The following is an 18,935-nucleotide window of genomic DNA, read 5'->3' on the forward strand; positions in this document are numbered from 1 at the left end:
AGATAAAATGCCAGTTACACTCGAACTTATTCTTTTCATTCTTATAGCAATTAGTGCTGTTGGCTATTTAATAAAAGAATTTCAAAAAACTAGGAAACGAACACTTGGAATTTCACTAGAATTTTTAATTCTTTTCTGGTCAATATGGAGAATATCAACTATCATAATCTAATTTATAAAACATGAATTCCTTTGAATAAAACTCAATATTATGTCCATAATGTTGATAGGCTGTATGCCAGAATCCATTTAGTCTTCTCTGTATCTCCTTGTATTAAGCAGTTAGCCTTTGCTAGCTGCTTAATACAAGGAAATATTTTTTATTTAAATTAACTATTTTGTTCACTTTTTTGATACATTTACGAAACATTCATATGTTACGTTATATAAGTCCTTTTTTAAATCATATTCATTCTAGAAAAAAGTCCTAGTCCCCCTAGGGCTTTTTTCATTCAAATAAAGAGTTTTATTGTTTCTCAATAACCGCAACTATTTAATGTGGTAAAATAATAATTGGATTGGCATCCAATACCATATTACGATGGATCAAATCGCAAGAAGGCACCTTAGGGTGTCTTTTTTATAGAAAATCAGTTTAAAAACTAAAAATAAAAGAACCTCAATAAATGAGGTTCAAAAAATCTACTATTTTAAATTACCTTCGTAAAAAGCAACTCCATTTTGAACATGTTTTAAATACCACGTAATCGTCCCGCCACAAACATTTTCATTAAAACTATTAGCATATACTCCATTTGAGTAATAAAGAGTTCTTTTGAACTTACCGTTAGAATACTCATAAGGAATTGAGCATGTTGCTTGTTTCGGAGAGCTCACAGCTTTTTGCGTATCAGCTGAAGCTGCCCCAATTCCTCCTGTTAATGCAATACCTGTTGCCAATAGCCCTACTACTAATTTCTTGAACATAATAAATCCCCCTTTAATAGTTTTTATAACTTACAACTTAAATGTACCACTTTTGTAATTTATGTAAATATATTGAATATGTAGAAATATTTATTTAATTATTGGTAATATTAGGATTTTATTTTATCAAATGGAAAATAGAGGGATTAGGAAGGTTTGTAAAAATCCATACTAAGTAAACTAAATATCACGATATATCATTTATGGGCTGATCCAAAATTTTTTCTGATTGGAAAACTATAGTCTCATATATCAATTGCGAGGATACCTTAAGGTATCTTTTTTGTACATATAAAAGTCTCAGCATCTTATTCCTTTAAAACAATAATTGCAACTATATTAATTTTACATTACATTAAGGTTAGGGAATATTCTTATATTAATAAAGTGAAAGTGCTAAATAGTAGGTGGAAGAATGGAATTTAACGATTTGGGTATTACCATTAAAGAACTTAGAATCAAAAAAAATATATCACAATCCGAATTATGTCATGGAATATGTTCACAAAGTCAAATTAGCAAGATTGAAAAAGGTATGATTTATCCATCTAGTATATTGCTATATCAATTATCAGAAAGACTTGGTATTGATCCAAATAATATATTTGCACTAACTCAAAATAAAAGATTAAAATATGTAGAAAATGTAAAATACGTAATAAAAGATTGCTTAAAGCAAAAACAATATAAAGAACTTTATGAAATAGTGAAAAAAGAGAAAAACTTAAATAATTTTCAAACAAAAGAAGAGAAACAATTTCTAATATGGCATGAAGCAATTGCTATATTTATAGTGGATAAATCATTAAAAAATGCTTTAGATTTTTTAAATAATGCATTAAAACTGACTTTAACTAATTCTGATTTTTTATCAGAAAGAGAAATAGATATTATGCAAACAATGGCTATATTTTATGCGGAAAATAAAGAATATGAAAAAAGTATTAATATATTAAAAAGATGTTTAAGTAATTTTAATAAGTTAGATTTTCCTAGAGATAAAGAAATTAAGTTGAAAATCATGTTAAATTTAGCAAAATCTTTGGACTTCACATATCAACATGAAGAGGCAATAAAATACATTGATAAGGGCATCAAATTAGCAATTAATCTAAATACGTTATACCTATTAGGTGAACTCTTCTATTTAAAAGGTCAGTTTTTATTAAAAATTAAACAACATAATGTAGAAGATGTTATTTATAACTGGAAAAAAGCATTATTTATATTTGAACTAACAGAAAAAGAATATTATACAAAAATGCTACCAGATGAACTTATTGAATTACAAAATAAAAAACACTCATAATTTCGTAAAAACTACTTACAAATCCCACAGAAAAAATCCCTATAGCTTTTAAACTTAGAACGATAATATTAAAATAATTTAAGTCGGCAGAATGCTCCTTTTGGTATCTTTTCTTTATTTTTACAAGTACCTACTCAATTAATTCTTAAAAACATAATAGGAAACATTGTTTTATTTATCCTATTTTCATTCATGCTATATATAAAATTCGTTAATAAACCCACCTCAAATACTAGTTCCTTTTATAAGTCGTTTTTTTGATGTAGCTGATATTATTCTCAATACAATAGAATTAATTATTGGAACATATTTAGCAATATATATCAAAAAACAATAATAAGAAGATCCCTTCCACCTTAAGGTAGAAGGGATCTTCTTATTTCTATTTCAAACTACTCGCAATCTCCGTAAAGATAACCCCAAGTGCGTCAACAAGCGTTTTTTCACCAACTACCGCTCCTCTACCGAACGATCTTTCACCGATAGATTGTATGCCTTGAAGTGCTGCTTGCTACATTTCAGCGAACTCTTTCACTGTTAGCTCACGTTTTTCGCCTGCTGCATTTACGGGCAGCCCGTTAATACGGGATAAATGTTAAATCAACTCCTATTTAACATTTCAATTCAGATATACGACCGTAAAGAATACATCATCACGGTGTCAGCAAGCAAAAGTGTATTCTGCATTTCTGAAAACAGTAGATGGCAGATTATGCCCTACTGAATCTGCTAAGAAAGAATATACAAGAACATCCTTAACATCATCTTTAGTTCCACTAATGATGACATCAAGGAAATCTTCTATTTGGAATTCTGGAGTAAACAATACAATCTTAGTTGTTCTGTTTGGTTCTAAAGAAACAAAAGTACGAGAGATTTCAACTAATTCATTTTGAGTTGGGAAAAAAGTGTTTCGGCTTCTCTTAACAGTTACCGTTACATTACTAGTATGGCAGCGTGAATCATTGTTTAACATAATGTTGAGAGCAGTTGGAATAATCCCATTTTCAGAAACTGGAACTCGAAACACCCCAGTAGATTTATGAGCCATATAATCACATCCTTTCAAAATAAAATATATTTACAATATATTAGATGCAAAAAACGTTCATTTTGATATGGACAAATTATATGATTAATATATCTATAATAACCCTCGGTATTACTAAGCTAATGTTTTAAAAGATTAACAAATATCGCGAGAACCAATCGAATGTATATTAAAATTAAAAAGAATAAGATGTCTAACCCACCCCTATTTTGTGCCAATAATGAGACATTATGTTAATCTTATATGTATAGCTGCACAAAATTGAGAAACTTAAGGAGACAGATAAATTTTATGAGAAAATTATCTATATTACTTACTTTCATTCTAGTATTAGTCAGTGTTACGGCTGCTTGCACACAAGATAAAACAGATAGTGCCGTTGAAAATGCTCCAATAGAAGAACCAAGCGCAAAAAATGTAAATGAAGAATTAATAAACTTTGAAGAAAAGGAAGATATGAGCCGCTTGGAACAAGGTATTTTATTAGTTGGCGAGAGTGTTAAGGGAGGCTATTACTTGGCCGCTGTTCAAAGTGCATATTTAAATGCTAGCAACGATTCCGTCATGGTTAATGTCTCTGTAAAAAATGTACGAGGTCAAACGATTGGACTATCAGAATTAAAATATAACTTAAAAGATGAAAAAGACGGAAAGATCTATAAAGGAAAGGTGCTTGATCAAAACCCTTCTGATATACAAGTTAAACCAAATGAAACGGTAGAATTGAAAATAGCTTTTGAAGCACCAGGTACCGTAGATGAATATATGTTTTATATTGAAAGCTCTTTAGACCCTCTACAAACATACTGGAAAATTGATAAGCTGCAATCACAAAAAAACTAAGTCTAAAATACAATTTGATTGAAGAAATCTCTCAAATAAGCAAAAAGTACCGGAAAATTTGATATAGATACAAATGAATAATATATAAAGTGAAACTTTAATCAGTGGGGCGTTTACGGGCAGGTGATCCTCCACCTAACTTCTTTGCTTCCGCTGAATTTTGAGGTGTGGGTCTTACTGCCCGTTAATGCGGGATAAACATAAAACCATCGATTTAATGAATCGTTGGTTTTTTTCAAAAAATGCTCCATTAAAAATTAAGAGACAAAAAAGAACTAATCCCTAGAAGAGATTAGCTCAATACATCAAAAGCTATTATAGTACATAGTTTTATGAGCAAACGTTATATAATGTTGTATGGGATACATAACCTGTCATCCTTTTATATGTAACTTTTAACCACTGTTTAGAATTACTGTAATGACCTTGAACATATTCACCGGTTACCCATGTTCCAGTAATTTTCGTACCATCATTAAATGTATGTAAGACAGGTGATCCAACAGTGTAACCACTGCGCATCTTTGCACCATATACACCTACCGTACCTCCCTTTGCACAAGCTGCTACTACTGTTTCATTTTCAGTAGCATTCGTAGCCGCGAAAGCAGAGCCGTTAAATGTAAACAAAGTAAACATAAAAGCTGTTAGTACTGTACAAATAGATAAACGACGTAACAAAATAAATTCCCCCTTTTTTTATAATATATTTCTTCATAAATGATCACCTTGAATATTCTAACTATTTTCAATATATTAATGTTGAGAAATATTAGTTGTAGTTTTGAAATAAGATTTTATCAAAAATAGTAACAAACTCATATTTTACAGAGAGAGCACCGAAAGAAGTCTTCTACATATCAACTATATAAAAATCCCTCCACCTTAAGGCAGAGGGACTTGCTAATTCCTATTTCAAACTACCCGCAATCTCCGTAAAGATAACTCCAAGCGTTTTATCACCAACTATCGCTCCTCTACCGAAAGATCTTTCACCGATAGATTGTATACCTTGCAGTGCTACTTGCAGTATTTCAGTGAACTCTTTCACTGTTAGCTCACGTTTTTCGCTTACTACAAGATAATCAAATGAATAGAATGCTTTTCATTAAAAATCCCCTTATATTCTACAAACTATAGTTAATAATAAACTTATTTAAATTACAGCCGTTATACGGATTAAGGATTTTTAACATACCAAAAGGTACAGGAAATCAATTGAAATATGTCAAAAACTTGCCTAAATTGTGACACAAGGTACAATTTTATACTTTTGATGACGTGAACCCTATTTACTTTATATCTTTATTTCTATATATTCTAATATAACTCTTATAAGTCGTATCAAAATAATAACATCCAAATTTGGTTTGTATTTTTTATGAGGAGGAAAAAAATGAAAAACAAAAAAAGATTTGCATTAGGAAGTAGTGTATTCGTGGCATGTCTACTAGCAGGAAGTCTTGTAGCTTCAGCTAGCTCATATTCTTCAAGTTTAGATATAAGCTCAAACTCAACGGTAACCGGAGCAAAGAGAAGTTTTTCTGCAGGAACTCATAATATAAAAATGACACCAACTAGTTATAAAGAAGGTGGAAATCATACTAGTGTAAGCACTAGCGTTCGCACTGGTGGTTCATGGTCACATACTACACACGCTAGCGGCATAGTAAATCTAACTGGATATTACACTAATAATAAAAATTTAGGATATGTAAAAAGCGGCAAATACTTCTACCACTTTAGTACATCCGATAGAGAAGGATTGACAGCTGATCCTGTAGTAATGTCTTCAAGATAAAATAAACCAAAAACCAAGTATTTGTGTTTTAAATACAAATACTTGGTTTTTAATCTATACTAAGGAGTATTTTATGAGTAATACATTAATTTATGCAAATAACATCTATAAAGAGTATAAAGATAATTTAGTCATACTAGATAATGTGAATTTAGAAATTAAAAAAAATAATTTTTATTCTATAGTTGGGAAATCTGGCGCTGGAAAAAGTACATTGTTGCACTTATTAGGATTACTCGATATCCCAGACAAAGGAGAAATATATATAAATGGGAAACAAACTTCTAACTTAAAACCTAAAGAAGCAGCATTTTTAAGAATGTCTACTATAGGGTTTGTTTTTCAATCATATCACCTAAATAATTTATTGAAAGCTTATGAAAATGTAATGTTACCAATGTATGTTAATCCAAAATACAATTATCATGATATGGAAATAAGAGCTGATGAGTTATTAAAATTAGTTGGTTTAGAGCATAGAAAACATCATTTCCCAAATGAATTATCTGGAGGAGAACAGCAACGTATAGCAATCGCAAGAGCATTAGCTAACGATCCAGATTGTATTTTAGCAGATGAACCAACAGGTAATCTAGATAAAGAAAATGAATCAAATATATTTAATATATTCAAAGAATTAGTGAATATAGGAAAATCAGTTGTTGTTATATCTCATAATGAAAGCGTGAAAAATTATACCGATACAATTTACGAGTTAAAAAATGGGGAATTGGAGGAAAAGCATTGAAAATAAAGCTTTATATAAAATTAGCTACAGTTAACTTATTAAGAAGAAGAAAAAAAAATACAATCAATATATTAATTACAACAATTGCTTTAATATTATTAACATTAACCATTTGTATATCAAACGGACTCAACAACTTCATACAAACAAAATTACTTAATACTGTTGATTTCAAAACTTTAATTGTAGAAACAGGAACACGCGATGATAACAAAGAGAAAATTTATGAAAAATTCAATAACCATAAAGATATTATTAAAATTTATCCTTGGATTAGTAATAATGGCGGAGAAGTTCAGATTGAAAAAAATCAAAATCTAACCAAGAGAGAGATATTCCTTAAACCCGCATTAGATAAAATTTCACCCAATATAGTAAAAGGAAATGGAATATATGAAAACTCCAAGAACGTTGCCCTTATACCAACTGAATTTTCCTTAGATCCTCTAGGTTATGAAATAGGATTAACTAAAGAAAAAAACAATTTTTTAAATGGTGCAGATTTTATAGGGGAATATATTACATTAAAATATAAAATATACAATCAAACTGGTCATACATATGGGGAATATAAATTCAAAGTAGTAGGTGTATATGATCCAACAACTACATTTGATACACCTGACACATTCTATATTCCTTATTCTGATTTACTAAATCTAAATACTAGTTTCCAAAAAGAAACTAATGTACAAAATATGGCTGTAGTAGTTAACAAATATGAAAATTTGAACAACATAAAAAGCATAATTGAAAAAGAAAAATTTAACGTTATTTTAAAATCAGAGCTTGGAGACATAAAAGATATTCATTCTTATATAAAGATGATAGGTTTCTTGCTTTTGTCACTAACATTAATAATTTCTATATTTAATATAATTTCAAATACTTTAGAATCAATACGAGAAAGAATGAATGAAATTGGTATCTTAAAGACCGTAGGATATTTAAATTTAGATATTTTAAAATGTTTCTCGATAGAAACTCTATTTATTAGTGGTTTAAGTGTATTGTTAAATCTAATTATTTCTGGGTCACTACTAATAATAATAAAATTTCTCTCAAATAAATTTCTTACTATATATTTTGCTGATTTTAAAATTGATATAAACGATTTTATATTATCTAATATCATCTGTCTTATATTAGGTATAACAATACCAATTTTAAGCAGTCTGATTTCCTTGTTTAAAATCGCGAAAATTCAACCGACTAAATTAACTAAGACGTAAGATTATGACATACAAAAAAATGTTTACGCTTATCAATAAACAAATCAAAAATTCATTTATAATCTCTAACGAATACATTTGGATTATTATATATAATACAATTGGAACGATTGGATTATATTTCAATTTTAAATTTATTCTATTTATACAAAATTATTTTTATCGAATACGCCATGAAGAAATAACAAATTTATTCTTAATAATTTTTATTATAGTTAAACTTTCAATAATCATAAGCTTATACTTTTTTATCCAAAGAAATATGCAAAAAAGAGTTAAAGAAATGATAATTTATTATATATCCGGGTTTATTTGGAAGGAAATATTTTTAACATTCTTAATTCAATATACCTTATTTGCAACTATCGGATTTCTTCTAGGAATTATTTTTTCAAACTTAATTATGAAATTAACAACAGTCTTTATCCCTATCACTTTGAAAATTATGAACTTAGGAACAATACCAACTTTTAATTTACCTCTATGGTTTAGTTTAACTTTAATACTAACAATCAATATTTTAGTACTGTTTATAATGGTATTCAGTAAAAAAAGAACAAAAATAATTGATCTATTAAAAAATTAATTAGCGAATGATCATTTTGGAGATGAAAATAATGGAATTAAAAAACACAGGTTTTATAACATTGTTTCTCATAATTTACTTTTTATTTATTAGTTATAAAATAATAAATAAAACTAAAATTGAACATAAAAAAGAGATTCTTAATTTCACTTTCTATAGTTCAATTATATTTATAATAAGTTTAACTATATTCCCAATAAAACTAGATCCAGAACTATATACTATAAATAGAATACATAACTATATACCTTTTTATAGTATGTTTGATTTTGTTGAAAACAAATCAATATTTATCTCTTTCAAAAATATAATAGGGAATATTGTTTTATTTATCCCATTTTCATTCATGCTATATATAAAATTCGTTAATAAATTAACCATAAACATACTTATATGCATGGGAGTAAGTTGTTCAATTGAACTTCTCCAAATACTAGTTCCTTTTATAGGTCGTTCTTTTGATGTAGATGATATTATTCTTAATACAATAGGATCAATTATTGGAACATATTTAGCAATATACATATCAAAAAACAATATTAAGAAGATCCCTTCTACCTTAAGGTAGAAGGGATCTTCTTAATCCTATTTCAAACTACCAGCAATCTCCGTAAAGATAACTCCAAGTGCATGTGCACCTGCATCTGGATAGCCTAAGCTTCTTTCACCAACTGTACCGGCGCGGCCCATGCGAGCTACGATTTCTTTCGTATACTCCGCTCCTTTAACTGCTGCTTCTGCTCCTTTTTCAAAAGCAGTTTTCATGTCTTCTTCGTTTGAAGCGCTATTTAACCAAGAGTCTACACATGGAGCAAGTGCGTCAACAAGTGTTTTGTCACCAACTACCGCTCCTCTACCAAATGATCTTTCTCCGATAGATTGTATACCTTGAAGTGCTGCTTGCAACATTTCAGCGAATTCTTTCACTGTTAGCTCACGTTTTTCGCCTGCTGCTTTGCTAGCTGCGCGGAATGCACCACCCCAAATTGGACCAGATGCGCCGCCGCAATGTTCCATAATAATCATTGAACAACCGTCAAGGAATGACCCAATCGTTACGTTCTCTTGATTTACAATAGAATGCCACTCACGTTTTAATTGCTTAAATCCTTTTGCCACACTCATTCCGAAGTCGCCGTCACCTGCGTGTGTATCTAACTCACAGAACGGTACTTCGTTTTTAATAATAACGTCGCTCATTTTATCAACGAGATAAATCATGTTGTTTAATGTAATAACATTATCCTTAATCACAGCATGCTCTTCCGCTGTTTCTATTTCAAAGGAAACTTCCTTCTCTTCTTTCTCTTCAAGTACATTCACGTACTCTACACTTTCAACTGACCCATCTACTTTAAACGCTGGTGTATTACACTCTTTTGATAGTAATGTTTTTAACTCATCATCTAACTTCATCACTGTTAAAGACATGCCAGCCATATCGATACTTGTCATATAGTTACCGACGAATACTCTATTGATTTTAATGTTTCTAGCAGCTAATTCTCTCGTCACTGCGTTGTTAAATAAGTAAAGTTCTTGCAGTGGTGTTCCGCCAAAACCGTTAACTAGAAGTGCGATTTCCTCGCCATCTTTTACTCCTAAATCTTTTACAAGATCATTTGTCATACGGTTAGCTAGTTCATCTGCTGACAGCATTTTTTCACGCTTAATTCCTGGTTCGCCGTGAATACCTACGCCGTATTCCATTTCATCTTCCGCAAGTGTGAAAGTAGGTGATCCGCTCGCTGGAACTGTACAAGAAGTTAACGCTAAACCGATTGTGCGCACGTTAGCCGCTGCTTTTTCCGCTACAGCTTTCACCGCTCCTAAATCCATACCTTCTTCCGCTGCTGCGCCGGCAATTTTATGAACTAAAATAACTCCCGCAACGCCGCGGCGTCCTACTGTATATAGGCTATCTTCTACCGCAATATCATCATCCACTTTTACGTAGTCGACTTCAATTCCATCTTCCGTCGCTAAATGAGCTCCGTTTTTGAAATTCATAATATCGCCGCTGTAATTTTTAATAATTAATAACGTTCCTTTTTTACTAGCTGTCTCTTTAATCGCTTGATACACCTGAATTTGTGAAGGTGACGCAAACACATCTCCGCACACCGCCGCATCTAACATTCCTTTTCCGACTAATCCTGCATGTGCCGGCTCATGGCCACTACCGCCGCCACTAATTAATGTTACTTTGTTTTCGTTCATTTCTTTCTTCTTAATAACTTTATATTTTTTCAAAAGTTCAAGCTCTGGGTGAGCCATAACCATTCCGTTACACATTTCCATTACTAATGTTTCTGGTTTGTTTATAATCTTTTTCATTGTGATTATCCCTCAATTCCTTTAATATATTGTGATATATTTGAAATCTTCTTCTTACTACTCATGTTAAAATGAAAGCGTTTTATAGTAAACGGACAAAATGGACAATCTGTCTAAAGACACCGCTCTCATTTATAGATAGGATTTTTATATTACTAACATTCTAGGGATGATTCAGATGACCTCTTCTATAATTTCTAAAAAAATAATCGCGAACTCATTGAAATATTTAATGGAAACAGAGTCGTTTCATAAAATATCAGTGAGCGATATTATGTTACACTGTCAAATGCGTAGGCAAACTTTTTATTATCATTTTAAAGATAAATTTGAACTATTAAGCTGGATTTATAGAGAAGAAACGAAGGAAAACATTATCGACTTTCTCGACTATGAAACATGGGAAAATATTTTCGATTTATTATTTGATTACTTTTACGAAAATCAAAAATTTTACCGAAATGCTTTTAAAGTCATTGAACAAAACTCGTTTAATCACTATTTATTTGAGCACACGAAAAACTTATATATGAAGATTATTGATGAACTATCCGTGAACTGTGGCTTAACTCTTTCTATTGAAACGAAAAATACGATTGCCTCCTTTTATAGTCACGGCTTCGTTGGAACGATAAAAGATTGGATTGAAAGCAAGTGCGAAGTAAATCCATCCATTATGTCTTCTCTCATGAAAAATATGATAAACAATCAATTACTACTATTACTGGAGCAGTCAGCAAAGTAATTAAAGGGTGGCAAAAGCAATGAAAAAGATTATGAATGATGTACAAAATATTGTTCAAGATATGATGCATGGCTTTTATTTTGAACATAACGACAAAGTAAATTACGACGAAACAAATAACATCATTTATGTAAAAGATATTGAAAAACTGAAGCAAAACGTTGCTATAATAAGCGGCGGTGGTAGCGGGCATGAACCCGCTGATATTGGCTATGTAGGAAAAGGAATGCTTACGGCAGCAGTAAACGGAAGCATCTTCACTCCGCCTACAGTGGAACAAATTTTGGCGGCAACTCGCCTCATGCCGAAAGATAAAAATATTTTATTCATCATTAAAAACTTTAAAGATGACGTTGAAAACTTTCTAACGGCAAAGCAAATTGCTAAAGAAGAAGGAAGAAAAATTGACCACATCATCGTAAATGACGACGTTTCAATTGAAGATGATGCTTCTTTTAATAAAAGAAGACGCGGCGTAGCTGGCACTGTTTTCGTTCAAAAAATAATTGGTGCGGCCGCTCTTGAAGGACATTCTTTAGAAGAACTAACAGCACTCGGCCGTTCTATTACTGAAAACTTACACACATTAGGAGTTGCCCTTTCCCCTGCCAACGATCCAGTAAAAGGAAAAGCTTCATTCACATTAAACAATGATGAAGTGTTTTACGGCGTCGGCATCCATGGCGAAAAAGGTTACCGTAAAGAAGCGCTATCCTCTTCTGAAATATTAGCGATCGAACTGATGAACAAACTAAAAAGCATTTATCGCTGGAGAAAAGGAGACAATTTCGCTATCCTCATTAATGGACTCGGCGCGACACCATTAATGGAACAATATATTTTCGCGAATGACATTCGCCGTTTGTGTGAGCTGGAAGGATTACATGTGGAGTTCGTAAAGGTTGGTACGCTGTTGACTTCTTTAGATATGAAGGGTGTTTCGCTCAGTTTGCTTAAGGTAGAGGATTTGGATTGGGTGAAGTGGTTGAAGGCGGATGTTAGAGTGGGTAATTGGTAAGTAAAAATTATGATGATAAAAGCCTTTAACTATAACAAGTTAAAGGCTTTTTACAAATTGAAATATCGCTCGAGCGTTCAAAAGAAATTCATACTCACCTCACTGAATGATTACAGGTCTTCCAAATAAAGCTGGATAATAAATGAACATCGCACCTACAAATGAACACACTAAACAAAAAACAGCCTCGTATTTTATGACTAGAGACGAGTTTGTATCAAGCTTTTTTTCCTCTCTTTTCAATATCAATTTAAATAACGCTGTATATAATACTTTATATAAGACATACCCAATAATTGCCCCAAGGGTATTCGTAAATAAATCATCAATATCTGTAATTCTATTATTTAGTAATTGATTTAACTCAATTGCCAATGAAAAAAAGAATCCCGCGCATACGGTGTTTTTTATCTTTCTAAACTGCGGCCAAATAGTCGGTAATAAAAAACCTAACGGCATAAACAGTACAATGTTCAAAAGATACGTAGTACTACCTAGCGTATCAAATAGAGTCAAGTTGATTTGACTTACACGAATCCACGTTTCATATCTACTTATATCCCATACAGTCGCGATTTGCGTCACCTTATACACTAGCGAAAGGTAGAATAGAAAAACATACACCCATAAAAAATGCCGAATAGATATATTGTTTTTCGCTTTAAAATAAAATCCAATTTGAAACACAATACAAAAAATTATAGTAAAAAAATACGTATACAAATAACTAATCAAAACTCCTGTATGCATGTAGAATCCCCTAACTTTACATTTTCATCTATGACTTTGTCTTTTTTAGTCTCCTTCATGATGTAAGTCATTTATAGGATAGGAAAAACTTTTAAAATAAAGAGTGGGATAAACATAAAATTTTTCTTAAATCTTCAGTTGGGTTTTATTATTACTCTTCTTAGGAATCCGCCATTGATAGCTAGGCAACAACATGCTTAAACCTAACAATACTATCATTTTTGCCTGTAATACTTTAACCGATGCAGCATATATAAACTCATGTGAATCGTTTGTTCAGTTAACACATGAAATTAAGAAATATATGACGTACTATAATCACTCTTGCTATCAATAGAATTTAAAGAAAATGACTCCTGTTTGCATACAGAAATCATCTTTTTTAGGTTGCCTAACTTTTTTTAGAATGTCCTTTACAAAAGGTACAGATCAAGAGCACCCTGTTCCTATTCGAGGGGATCAACTATACCTTCTTCCCTTAAAATCACACAAACCCATTTACAAATCTATAAAAGTAGATATAATATCCTTATGGAACCTTTATTAATTTATAAAGCATTGTCAAATGAAACAAGATGTCAAATTTTATCATGGTTGAAAAATCCAGAAAACCATTTCGATGAAAAAGCTTATCTAGAGCAAGGCCTTAGTTTTCAAGTTGGAGTGTGCGTAGGAGATATCCAGCTTAAAACTGGCTTAGCCCAATCGGTTATTTCTAGTTATTTATTAACTATGAAAAAAGCAGGTTTACTACAATCTGACCGAATTGGAAAATGGACCTACTATCGCCGAAATGAAAAAACAATACGAGAGTTTTCTGAATACGTTCAAAACGAATTATAAAATGAAAGCAAATAATCAACCTACCAATCGATTATTTGCTTTCACACATTCTACTTTTATATAGCTGTCCAATACATTCTTTTTAAAACTTCGCTACCTATAAAAGTAAGAAACATAGAAAGGAGCATTTTTTTAACATATCATATCTAGTTATTTAGATATCTGTCTTTGTATTTAACATTACATAATTCTAATACTATTGACATCCAATCATGCTCATTTCTTTTTTAATAAATCGATTTTACTTTCAAAATAATAATAAGAATGGAGAGTTTTACAAATGAAAAAAGTAAGTCCTTTACTTATTCTTACACTAGCAATAGGGGTGTTTGGAATTATTACTACCGAGATGGGTATTGTCGGCGTATTACCACAAATCACTCAGAAATTTGGCATTTCAACTGCACAAGCAGGATTTTTAGTAATTATATTCGCACTAGTCGTTGCTATTTCTGGTCCGTTTTTAATTCTGCTCATTTCTAGTATTAATCGCAAAATAATTTTATTAACAGTCATCTTTGTTTTTGTTATTTCAAATATAATCTACGCTTATACAACACAATTTGAAATCATGCTTGTTTTTCGTATTTTACCAGCAGCACTTCACCCACTCTTCTTTTCAATCGCTCTTGTAACAGCTGCTAAACTTGCCCCTCCTGAAAAGAGTGGTCAAGCGGTTACAAAAGTTTTCATGGGAATTACGGTTGGCTTTGCACTAGGTGTACCATTAACCTCTTACCTTGCAGATCAATTTTCATTAGAAATTGCTTTCTTATTCGGAGCGCTTATTAACGCCCTTGCATTCATTGGAATGCTAATCTCACTTCCTTCTATGCCCGTTAAAGAAAAAATGTCTTTCGGCAAACAAATTCGTATACTCGGCAAACCAGGATTATGGTTAAATATTTTAACCATCACATTCCTTTTTGCAGCTATGTTTTCCGTATACAGCTACTTCGCCGAGTACCTTGCAAAAGTAACTTCCATGAATGGATCTCTCATCAGTATCATGCTATTCATATTTGGTATAGTTATGATTTTAGGCAATCATTTATTTGGTAGTCTCTTGCAAAGAAGCATAGTAAATACAGTAATATCGTTCCCTATTTTATATTCTATTGTTTACATATTGGTTTATTATTTAGGTTCTTATCTTGTTCCAATGATTTTTATGGTATTCATTTGGGGAATCGTGCATGCTGGTGGATTAATTGTTGGTCAAACATGGTTAATAATTGAAGCAAGAGAAGCACCCGAATTTGGTAATAGCCTATTCGTTTCATTCTCAAATCTCGGAATTACTCTAGGAACAACTATTGGAGGCTGGTTCATTTCAAACTTAGGTATTCATCAACTTATTTGGAGTGGATTTATATTTACACTACTTTCATTTCTATTAATTATAATAAAACTAAAATTTTTCACTTCTAATAACCTAGCTTCATTATCAAGCTAGTACATTTTCAATTCCAAATTGGATAAAAAACATTATAAAGTGAAACTTTAATCAGCTCTCACCACTTGGGCGTTTACAGGCAGCCCGGCAAATAGCGGGATAAATTCTATATAAAATACTGGTTATTCTTCTTATAAGATTTTATAAACTATACAGTATGACACTTAGAGCCTATAGCTATAATTACAAGTTAAAGGCTTTTTATATAAAAACAGCTTTAAAAGGTGCTAATCTTATGGAACATCATCAAAATAGAATACTAAAAAAAGGCTCCATTGCTGGAGCACTCAAAAAATAATATAACTAAACGAATTAAAACAAGGAACAGACAATTAAAATATACAAATAAAACATAAATAAATCTATATATATGTAATATTACATATAAAAACCCTATTTATCGCTGCTATAATAAACTTACTCGATGATTGTTATATTATTCATAGGTTATACCTTCTTAACACCAATTTTACAAAGAAAAAAGGACATCTTAATTGATGTCTTTTTTCTTATATGATAACGACGCAATACAATTAAGATGATTCCAATCGAAAGAAGGCACCTTAAAGTGTTTTTTCTTCATTACACAATACGAAAGCATACTCTCTTTCGCCTTCAACTTTATGTAATTATACATATTAACAAAAAATACACTTAATGAATATTAAATATAGTAAAATATAAACTGTGGACACGTTCTATAAAGCAGATTCTTTTGATAGGCGTAACATATCAATCATTTTAGGGGATGTGGCTTTACTCCGATACTAATCTCAAATTTCTTGTATTTTATGAACTAACAATCTGGTGTATATAGATGATTCTGTTTTATAGGGTGTGTTTACATTTATAACAAAGGGGTAATACGGATAGATTCGTATTAAATGAAAATGGTTCAAGTCGAAGGAAGGCACCTTAGGGTGTCTTTTCTTTATTCCTCCGCATCCCTCATACTGTAATACCCCAAATTAATAATAACCAAGAAATATCCCCCCATGATTCCAGCAGTAAATGTCCACATGAATTCATGGTGTTCTATTTCATACATAATAATTGCACCTAGTATTGCGGCTGCGAACCGATTCATCATTCCGAGCATCGGTGCTTTTTCTTTTTTTACAATGCTATCTCCGAACTTTTCAATACGCCTTCCTAAAATCCAGGCGCAGTACATACTCACCAAAAGGCCAATACTTATCCCTACAAACTGGGCTGAAAAAGGTGTCATCAACCATCCCAATAACATTACGCCTAGCAAACAATACATTTGTATGTTGAACGATCTTAGTGCCATACGAATCATGTTATTCTCCTTTATCTTTCTCATTGTAGTTCCGTATCATCAATCCAATCTTTCAGGCTTCAAGCTTTCAGCTATATCTTTTTTAAAATGAGGAAATTTGATTTTGCTCACCATTAAATAAGCGAGTACGCATGTACCAAATGCCACGGAAACTGGATTATTTAGGCGGCATAAAATGAGGATACACATCGCCGCAAATGGAATGGGCATTCCGATGAATGTTGGGAGTTTGCTTTGCCGTGTGTTAAACCTCGCAAGCCGAAGCATTCCACAAATACTATACGCGAGGGCACATATCATCCCGATAGACTGTAAATCTTTTAACGAAGCACTATATGCAAGAATAGACGGTGCCACACCAAAAGTAACTAAATCCGCAAATGAGTCTAGCTCTCCGCCTATTTCCGAAACAGAATCAAGTTTCCGAGCGACCATGCCATCAAAAAGGTCAAACAACATACCCGTAATAATAAAAACTGCTCCCAAATAAATATCGTGAACGAAAACAGCGTGAATAGCCCAAAGCCCACACACAAAATTTGCTATCGTAATCATATTCGGTATGTAACTCATCACATGCTTCCCCTCCTTTCTACTAATTGTTTCATCTTGCTTCTTACTCATTACAATCAATATCCTTCTGCTTTTCTTCCAATATCACTTTATTTATTTTCGTTAACGTATCGGTCATTTGCTCTAGGGCATTTATATCGATTTTGGAAAAGTATTTCTCAATTAATACATCATCTAACTCAGACAACCGCTCTATATACTTACTACCTTTTGGACCAAGTGTAAGAAAATACTCCCTTTTATTATTAGGGTTTACTTGTTTTGAAATCATCTGTTGTTTTTCCAATTTCGATAAAACTTGGCTCACAGCACTTTTCGTTATATTAAACGTACTCGCAATGTTATTTGCTGTCGTGTTTTCATTTAAATGAATATGAAATAACATGCTCTCTTGCTGCCCAGTAAGACCGAACTCATCCTTTAAATCTTGAAATAGTAAAATATAGAGTTCCGTATAGGCTCGATTCATTTCATTAATTACTTCTTTATACGTTCTAGTCATAGCATCCTCCATGCTTTTATTTCGTTTCACTTAATAGTTAAGTTTACTTAACTTAACTATATTATACCGTTATGTTCGTGTAAAGGGAAATATAACTCTACACTTTATCAGCTGTGCTTTTAATGTATGTAAAACTTTCTCTCTTCATAATCTTCTACATCAGCTTCTTCCCAAAGCTCACGATTTTCCCCTCGCTCGATTAATGCAAACCTCCCCTTTCTCCAGTTGTATTGCCGCAAGACCAATGTATAAGACATAGCACCTATATCAAGTTCATCTAAATACTCTTCTAAAACAAGCTTAGTTCCTTCATCTAAACACTTAACAAATAGTTATGAATAATCAAAATTAAAATCAAATAAATTCCATATAGACCCATTACTGGTTAAAATGTTATAATGAAATCACCCTACATAGTTACTCATAGCCAGACTGAGGAACTAGCGTCTTATTAAGTAATGCGCATAACTAAAATAAAAAAGACACTTTAAAAAGTGTCTTTTTTATTTATATTCTATTCCTAGGAATTATCTCTTTTATAAACAGAATCTATCAAACAGTAAAGGAGACTAACAGATGGAACATCCTGTTGCAAGAGAATTACGTTTTATACGTGTATGTCTTATCGTTTTGATTATTGTCATTGCATTCTGGGATCGTGAGAAAACTGTGGAAATCACTGATCACGGTAGTGAACCTATCGTAAACACGAGCAATATGACCCAAGTTGGTGAGAATACATTTGCATACAAAGACGAATCTAATCAAATTAAAATATTTAAGTTTAATCCAGATACAAATGAAATAAAATTAATAAAAGAGTTTTATGCTAACGAATATTAATGAAATTACATTGGACAAAAGGCACCTCAAGGTGTCTTTTTTATTTTCAAAAGGACCCGCTCATGTTT

General features: G+C 31.6%; 21 protein-coding genes and 2 pseudogenes. 13 read left to right on the plus strand and 10 right to left on the minus strand.

Annotated features, from left to right (window positions below):
* Positions 1-645: 645 nt before the first annotated feature.
* Positions 646-927, minus strand: coding sequence for an LCI fold-containing protein (locus ASE54_RS18655; RefSeq protein ID WP_000473837.1), 282 nt, complete (start codon positions 925-927; stop codon positions 646-648).
* Between the two features lie 415 nt (positions 928-1,342).
* Between ASE54_RS18655 and ASE54_RS18660 the strand changes: the two genes are divergently transcribed.
* Entirely contained in the window at positions 1,343-2,236 is an 894-nt protein-coding gene (locus ASE54_RS18660; RefSeq protein ID WP_000395471.1) for a helix-turn-helix domain-containing protein, read from the plus strand.
* A 661-nt stretch (positions 2,237-2,897) separates the two neighbouring features.
* Here the strand turns inward: ASE54_RS18660 and ASE54_RS18665 are convergent.
* Positions 2,898-3,287, minus strand: coding sequence for a hypothetical protein (locus tag ASE54_RS18665; protein ID WP_000940660.1), 390 nt, complete (start codon positions 3,285-3,287; stop codon positions 2,898-2,900).
* A gap of 291 nt (positions 3,288-3,578) precedes the next feature.
* Here ASE54_RS18665 and ASE54_RS18670 point away from each other — a divergent pair, with 291 nt between their 5' ends.
* Positions 3,579-4,130, plus strand: coding sequence for a hypothetical protein (locus tag ASE54_RS18670; protein WP_001228900.1), 552 nt, complete (start codon positions 3,579-3,581; stop codon positions 4,128-4,130).
* Between the two features lie 330 nt (positions 4,131-4,460).
* Here ASE54_RS18670 and ASE54_RS18675 read toward each other — a convergent pair whose 3' ends face one another.
* The gene (locus tag ASE54_RS18675) at positions 4,461-4,811 is read right to left on the minus strand and encodes a hypothetical protein (RefSeq protein WP_000946196.1); all 351 of its coding nucleotides are present in this window, start codon (positions 4,809-4,811) and stop codon (positions 4,461-4,463) included.
* 229 nt (positions 4,812-5,040) lie between these two features.
* The gene (locus tag ASE54_RS36430) at positions 5,041-5,181 is read right to left on the minus strand and encodes a hypothetical protein (protein ID WP_000657807.1); all 141 of its coding nucleotides are present in this window, start codon (positions 5,179-5,181) and stop codon (positions 5,041-5,043) included.
* Positions 5,182-5,526: 345 nt separating this feature from the next.
* Between ASE54_RS36430 and ASE54_RS18680 the strand changes: the two genes are divergently transcribed.
* The 5 genes from ASE54_RS18680 (at position 5,527) to ASE54_RS18700 (ending at position 9,065) form a co-directional block, all read left to right on the plus strand.
* Entirely contained in the window at positions 5,527-5,931 is a 405-nt protein-coding gene (locus tag ASE54_RS18680; RefSeq protein WP_000791393.1) for a hypothetical protein, read from the plus strand.
* A gap of 73 nt (positions 5,932-6,004) precedes the next feature.
* Positions 6,005-6,679: an ABC transporter ATP-binding protein gene (locus ASE54_RS18685; protein WP_003256507.1), complete on the plus strand. Its 675-nt coding sequence runs from the start codon at positions 6,005-6,007 to the stop codon at positions 6,677-6,679.
* Positions 6,676-7,911: an ABC transporter permease gene (locus tag ASE54_RS18690; protein WP_000694735.1), complete on the plus strand. Its 1,236-nt coding sequence runs from the start codon at positions 6,676-6,678 to the stop codon at positions 7,909-7,911. Before ASE54_RS18685 ends, ASE54_RS18690 begins: the two co-directional genes overlap by 4 nt.
* Positions 7,912-7,930: 19 nt before the next feature.
* Positions 7,931-8,497 carry an FtsX-like permease family protein gene (locus tag ASE54_RS37610; RefSeq protein WP_057096734.1) on the plus strand — a complete coding sequence of 189 codons (567 nt, stop codon included), beginning with the start codon at positions 7,931-7,933 and terminating at the stop codon, positions 8,495-8,497.
* Between the two features lie 31 nt (positions 8,498-8,528).
* Positions 8,529-9,065: a VanZ family protein gene (locus tag ASE54_RS18700; RefSeq protein ID WP_000421102.1), complete on the plus strand. Its 537-nt coding sequence runs from the start codon at positions 8,529-8,531 to the stop codon at positions 9,063-9,065.
* Between the two features lie 17 nt (positions 9,066-9,082).
* Here the strand turns inward: ASE54_RS18700 and dhaK are convergent, their stop codons facing one another.
* Complete coding sequence (gene dhaK / locus ASE54_RS34775) at positions 9,083-10,834, minus strand: dihydroxyacetone kinase subunit DhaK (RefSeq protein WP_000720766.1); 1,752 nt, start codon at positions 10,832-10,834, stop codon at positions 9,083-9,085.
* 178 nt (positions 10,835-11,012) lie between these two features.
* Here dhaK and dhaS point away from each other — a divergent pair, with 178 nt between their 5' ends.
* The gene (gene dhaS / locus ASE54_RS18710; protein ID WP_000204218.1) at positions 11,013-11,579 is read left to right on the plus strand and encodes a dihydroxyacetone kinase transcriptional activator DhaS; all 567 of its coding nucleotides are present in this window, start codon (positions 11,013-11,015) and stop codon (positions 11,577-11,579) included.
* Between the two features lie 19 nt (positions 11,580-11,598).
* Complete coding sequence (gene dhaQ, locus ASE54_RS18715) at positions 11,599-12,597, plus strand: DhaKLM operon coactivator DhaQ (RefSeq protein WP_000723386.1); 999 nt, start codon at positions 11,599-11,601, stop codon at positions 12,595-12,597.
* Between the two features lie 99 nt (positions 12,598-12,696).
* Here dhaQ and ASE54_RS18720 read toward each other — a convergent pair whose 3' ends face one another.
* Entirely contained in the window at positions 12,697-13,347 is a 651-nt protein-coding gene (locus ASE54_RS18720) for a VanZ family protein (RefSeq protein WP_000556847.1), read from the minus strand.
* Positions 13,348-13,582: 235 nt separating this feature from the next.
* Here ASE54_RS18720 and ASE54_RS37145 point away from each other — a divergent pair.
* From ASE54_RS37145 to ASE54_RS18730, 3 genes and pseudogenes are all read left to right on the plus strand, one after another.
* Positions 13,583-13,684 (plus strand): annotated as a pseudogene (locus tag ASE54_RS37145) (TetR family transcriptional regulator); the annotation flags it as partial.
* A gap of 194 nt (positions 13,685-13,878) precedes the next feature.
* Positions 13,879-14,190 carry a helix-turn-helix transcriptional regulator gene (locus ASE54_RS18725; protein ID WP_000433538.1) on the plus strand — a complete coding sequence of 104 codons (312 nt, stop codon included), beginning with the start codon at positions 13,879-13,881 and terminating at the stop codon, positions 14,188-14,190.
* Positions 14,191-14,470: 280 nt separating this feature from the next.
* Entirely contained in the window at positions 14,471-15,646 is a 1,176-nt protein-coding gene (locus ASE54_RS18730; protein ID WP_000757908.1) for an MFS transporter, read from the plus strand.
* 931 nt (positions 15,647-16,577) lie between these two features.
* Here the strand turns inward: ASE54_RS18730 and ASE54_RS18735 are convergent.
* The 4 genes and pseudogenes from ASE54_RS18735 to ASE54_RS37150 form a co-directional block, all read right to left on the minus strand.
* Positions 16,578-16,949 carry an ATP synthase subunit I gene (locus tag ASE54_RS18735; protein WP_000620600.1) on the minus strand — a complete coding sequence of 124 codons (372 nt, stop codon included), beginning with the start codon at positions 16,947-16,949 and terminating at the stop codon, positions 16,578-16,580.
* 39 nt (positions 16,950-16,988) lie between these two features.
* Positions 16,989-17,573: a CDP-diacylglycerol--serine O-phosphatidyltransferase gene (pssA, locus tag ASE54_RS18740; RefSeq protein ID WP_000038935.1), complete on the minus strand. Its 585-nt coding sequence runs from the start codon at positions 17,571-17,573 to the stop codon at positions 16,989-16,991.
* Positions 17,566-18,024: a MarR family winged helix-turn-helix transcriptional regulator gene (locus ASE54_RS18745; RefSeq protein ID WP_000198951.1), complete on the minus strand. Its 459-nt coding sequence runs from the start codon at positions 18,022-18,024 to the stop codon at positions 17,566-17,568. The genes pssA and ASE54_RS18745 overlap by 8 nt, the downstream gene beginning before the upstream one ends.
* Positions 18,025-18,093: 69 nt before the next feature.
* A pseudogene (locus tag ASE54_RS37150) lies at positions 18,094-18,353 on the minus strand (hypothetical protein); the annotation flags it as partial.
* A 247-nt stretch (positions 18,354-18,600) separates the two neighbouring features.
* Between ASE54_RS37150 and ASE54_RS18750 the strand changes: the two are divergent.
* Entirely contained in the window at positions 18,601-18,867 is a 267-nt protein-coding gene (locus ASE54_RS18750; protein ID WP_000400973.1) for a YmzC family protein, read from the plus strand.
* The last annotated feature ends 68 nt before the right edge of the window (positions 18,868-18,935 follow it).

Source organism: Bacillus sp. Root131 (genome assembly GCF_001429475.1).
Taxonomy (GTDB): Bacteria; Bacillota; Bacilli; order Bacillales; family Bacillaceae_G; genus Bacillus_A; species Bacillus_A thuringiensis_S.

Coding starts and splice junctions, on each gene's coding strand:
- ASE54_RS18655 (WP_000473837.1), bottom strand. CDS start 927: ATGTTCAAGAAATTAGTAGTAGGGCTATTGGCAACAGGTATTGCATTA.
- ASE54_RS18660 (WP_000395471.1), top strand. CDS start 1,343: ATGGAATTTAACGATTTGGGTATTACCATTAAAGAACTTAGAATCAAA.
- ASE54_RS18665 (WP_000940660.1), bottom strand. CDS start 3,287: ATGGCTCATAAATCTACTGGGGTGTTTCGAGTTCCAGTTTCTGAAAAT.
- ASE54_RS18670 (WP_001228900.1), top strand. CDS start 3,579: ATGAGAAAATTATCTATATTACTTACTTTCATTCTAGTATTAGTCAGT.
- ASE54_RS18680 (WP_000791393.1), top strand. CDS start 5,527: ATGAAAAACAAAAAAAGATTTGCATTAGGAAGTAGTGTATTCGTGGCA.
- ASE54_RS18685 (WP_003256507.1), top strand. CDS start 6,005: ATGAGTAATACATTAATTTATGCAAATAACATCTATAAAGAGTATAAA.
- ASE54_RS37610 (WP_057096734.1), top strand. CDS start 7,931: ATGTTTACGCTTATCAATAAACAAATCAAAAATTCATTTATAATCTCT.
- ASE54_RS18700 (WP_000421102.1), top strand. CDS start 8,529: ATGGAATTAAAAAACACAGGTTTTATAACATTGTTTCTCATAATTTAC.
- dhaK (WP_000720766.1), bottom strand. CDS start 10,834: ATGAAAAAGATTATAAACAAACCAGAAACATTAGTAATGGAAATGTGT.
- dhaS (WP_000204218.1), top strand. CDS start 11,013: ATGACCTCTTCTATAATTTCTAAAAAAATAATCGCGAACTCATTGAAA.
- dhaQ (WP_000723386.1), top strand. CDS start 11,599: ATGAAAAAGATTATGAATGATGTACAAAATATTGTTCAAGATATGATG.
- ASE54_RS18720 (WP_000556847.1), bottom strand. CDS start 13,347: ATGCATACAGGAGTTTTGATTAGTTATTTGTATACGTATTTTTTTACT.
- ASE54_RS18725 (WP_000433538.1), top strand. CDS start 13,879: ATGGAACCTTTATTAATTTATAAAGCATTGTCAAATGAAACAAGATGT.
- ASE54_RS18730 (WP_000757908.1), top strand. CDS start 14,471: ATGAAAAAAGTAAGTCCTTTACTTATTCTTACACTAGCAATAGGGGTG.
- ASE54_RS18735 (WP_000620600.1), bottom strand. CDS start 16,949: ATGATTCGTATGGCACTAAGATCGTTCAACATACAAATGTATTGTTTG.
- pssA (WP_000038935.1), bottom strand. CDS start 17,573: ATGAGTAAGAAGCAAGATGAAACAATTAGTAGAAAGGAGGGGAAGCAT.
- ASE54_RS18745 (WP_000198951.1), bottom strand. CDS start 18,024: ATGACTAGAACGTATAAAGAAGTAATTAATGAAATGAATCGAGCCTAT.
- ASE54_RS18750 (WP_000400973.1), top strand. CDS start 18,601: ATGGAACATCCTGTTGCAAGAGAATTACGTTTTATACGTGTATGTCTT.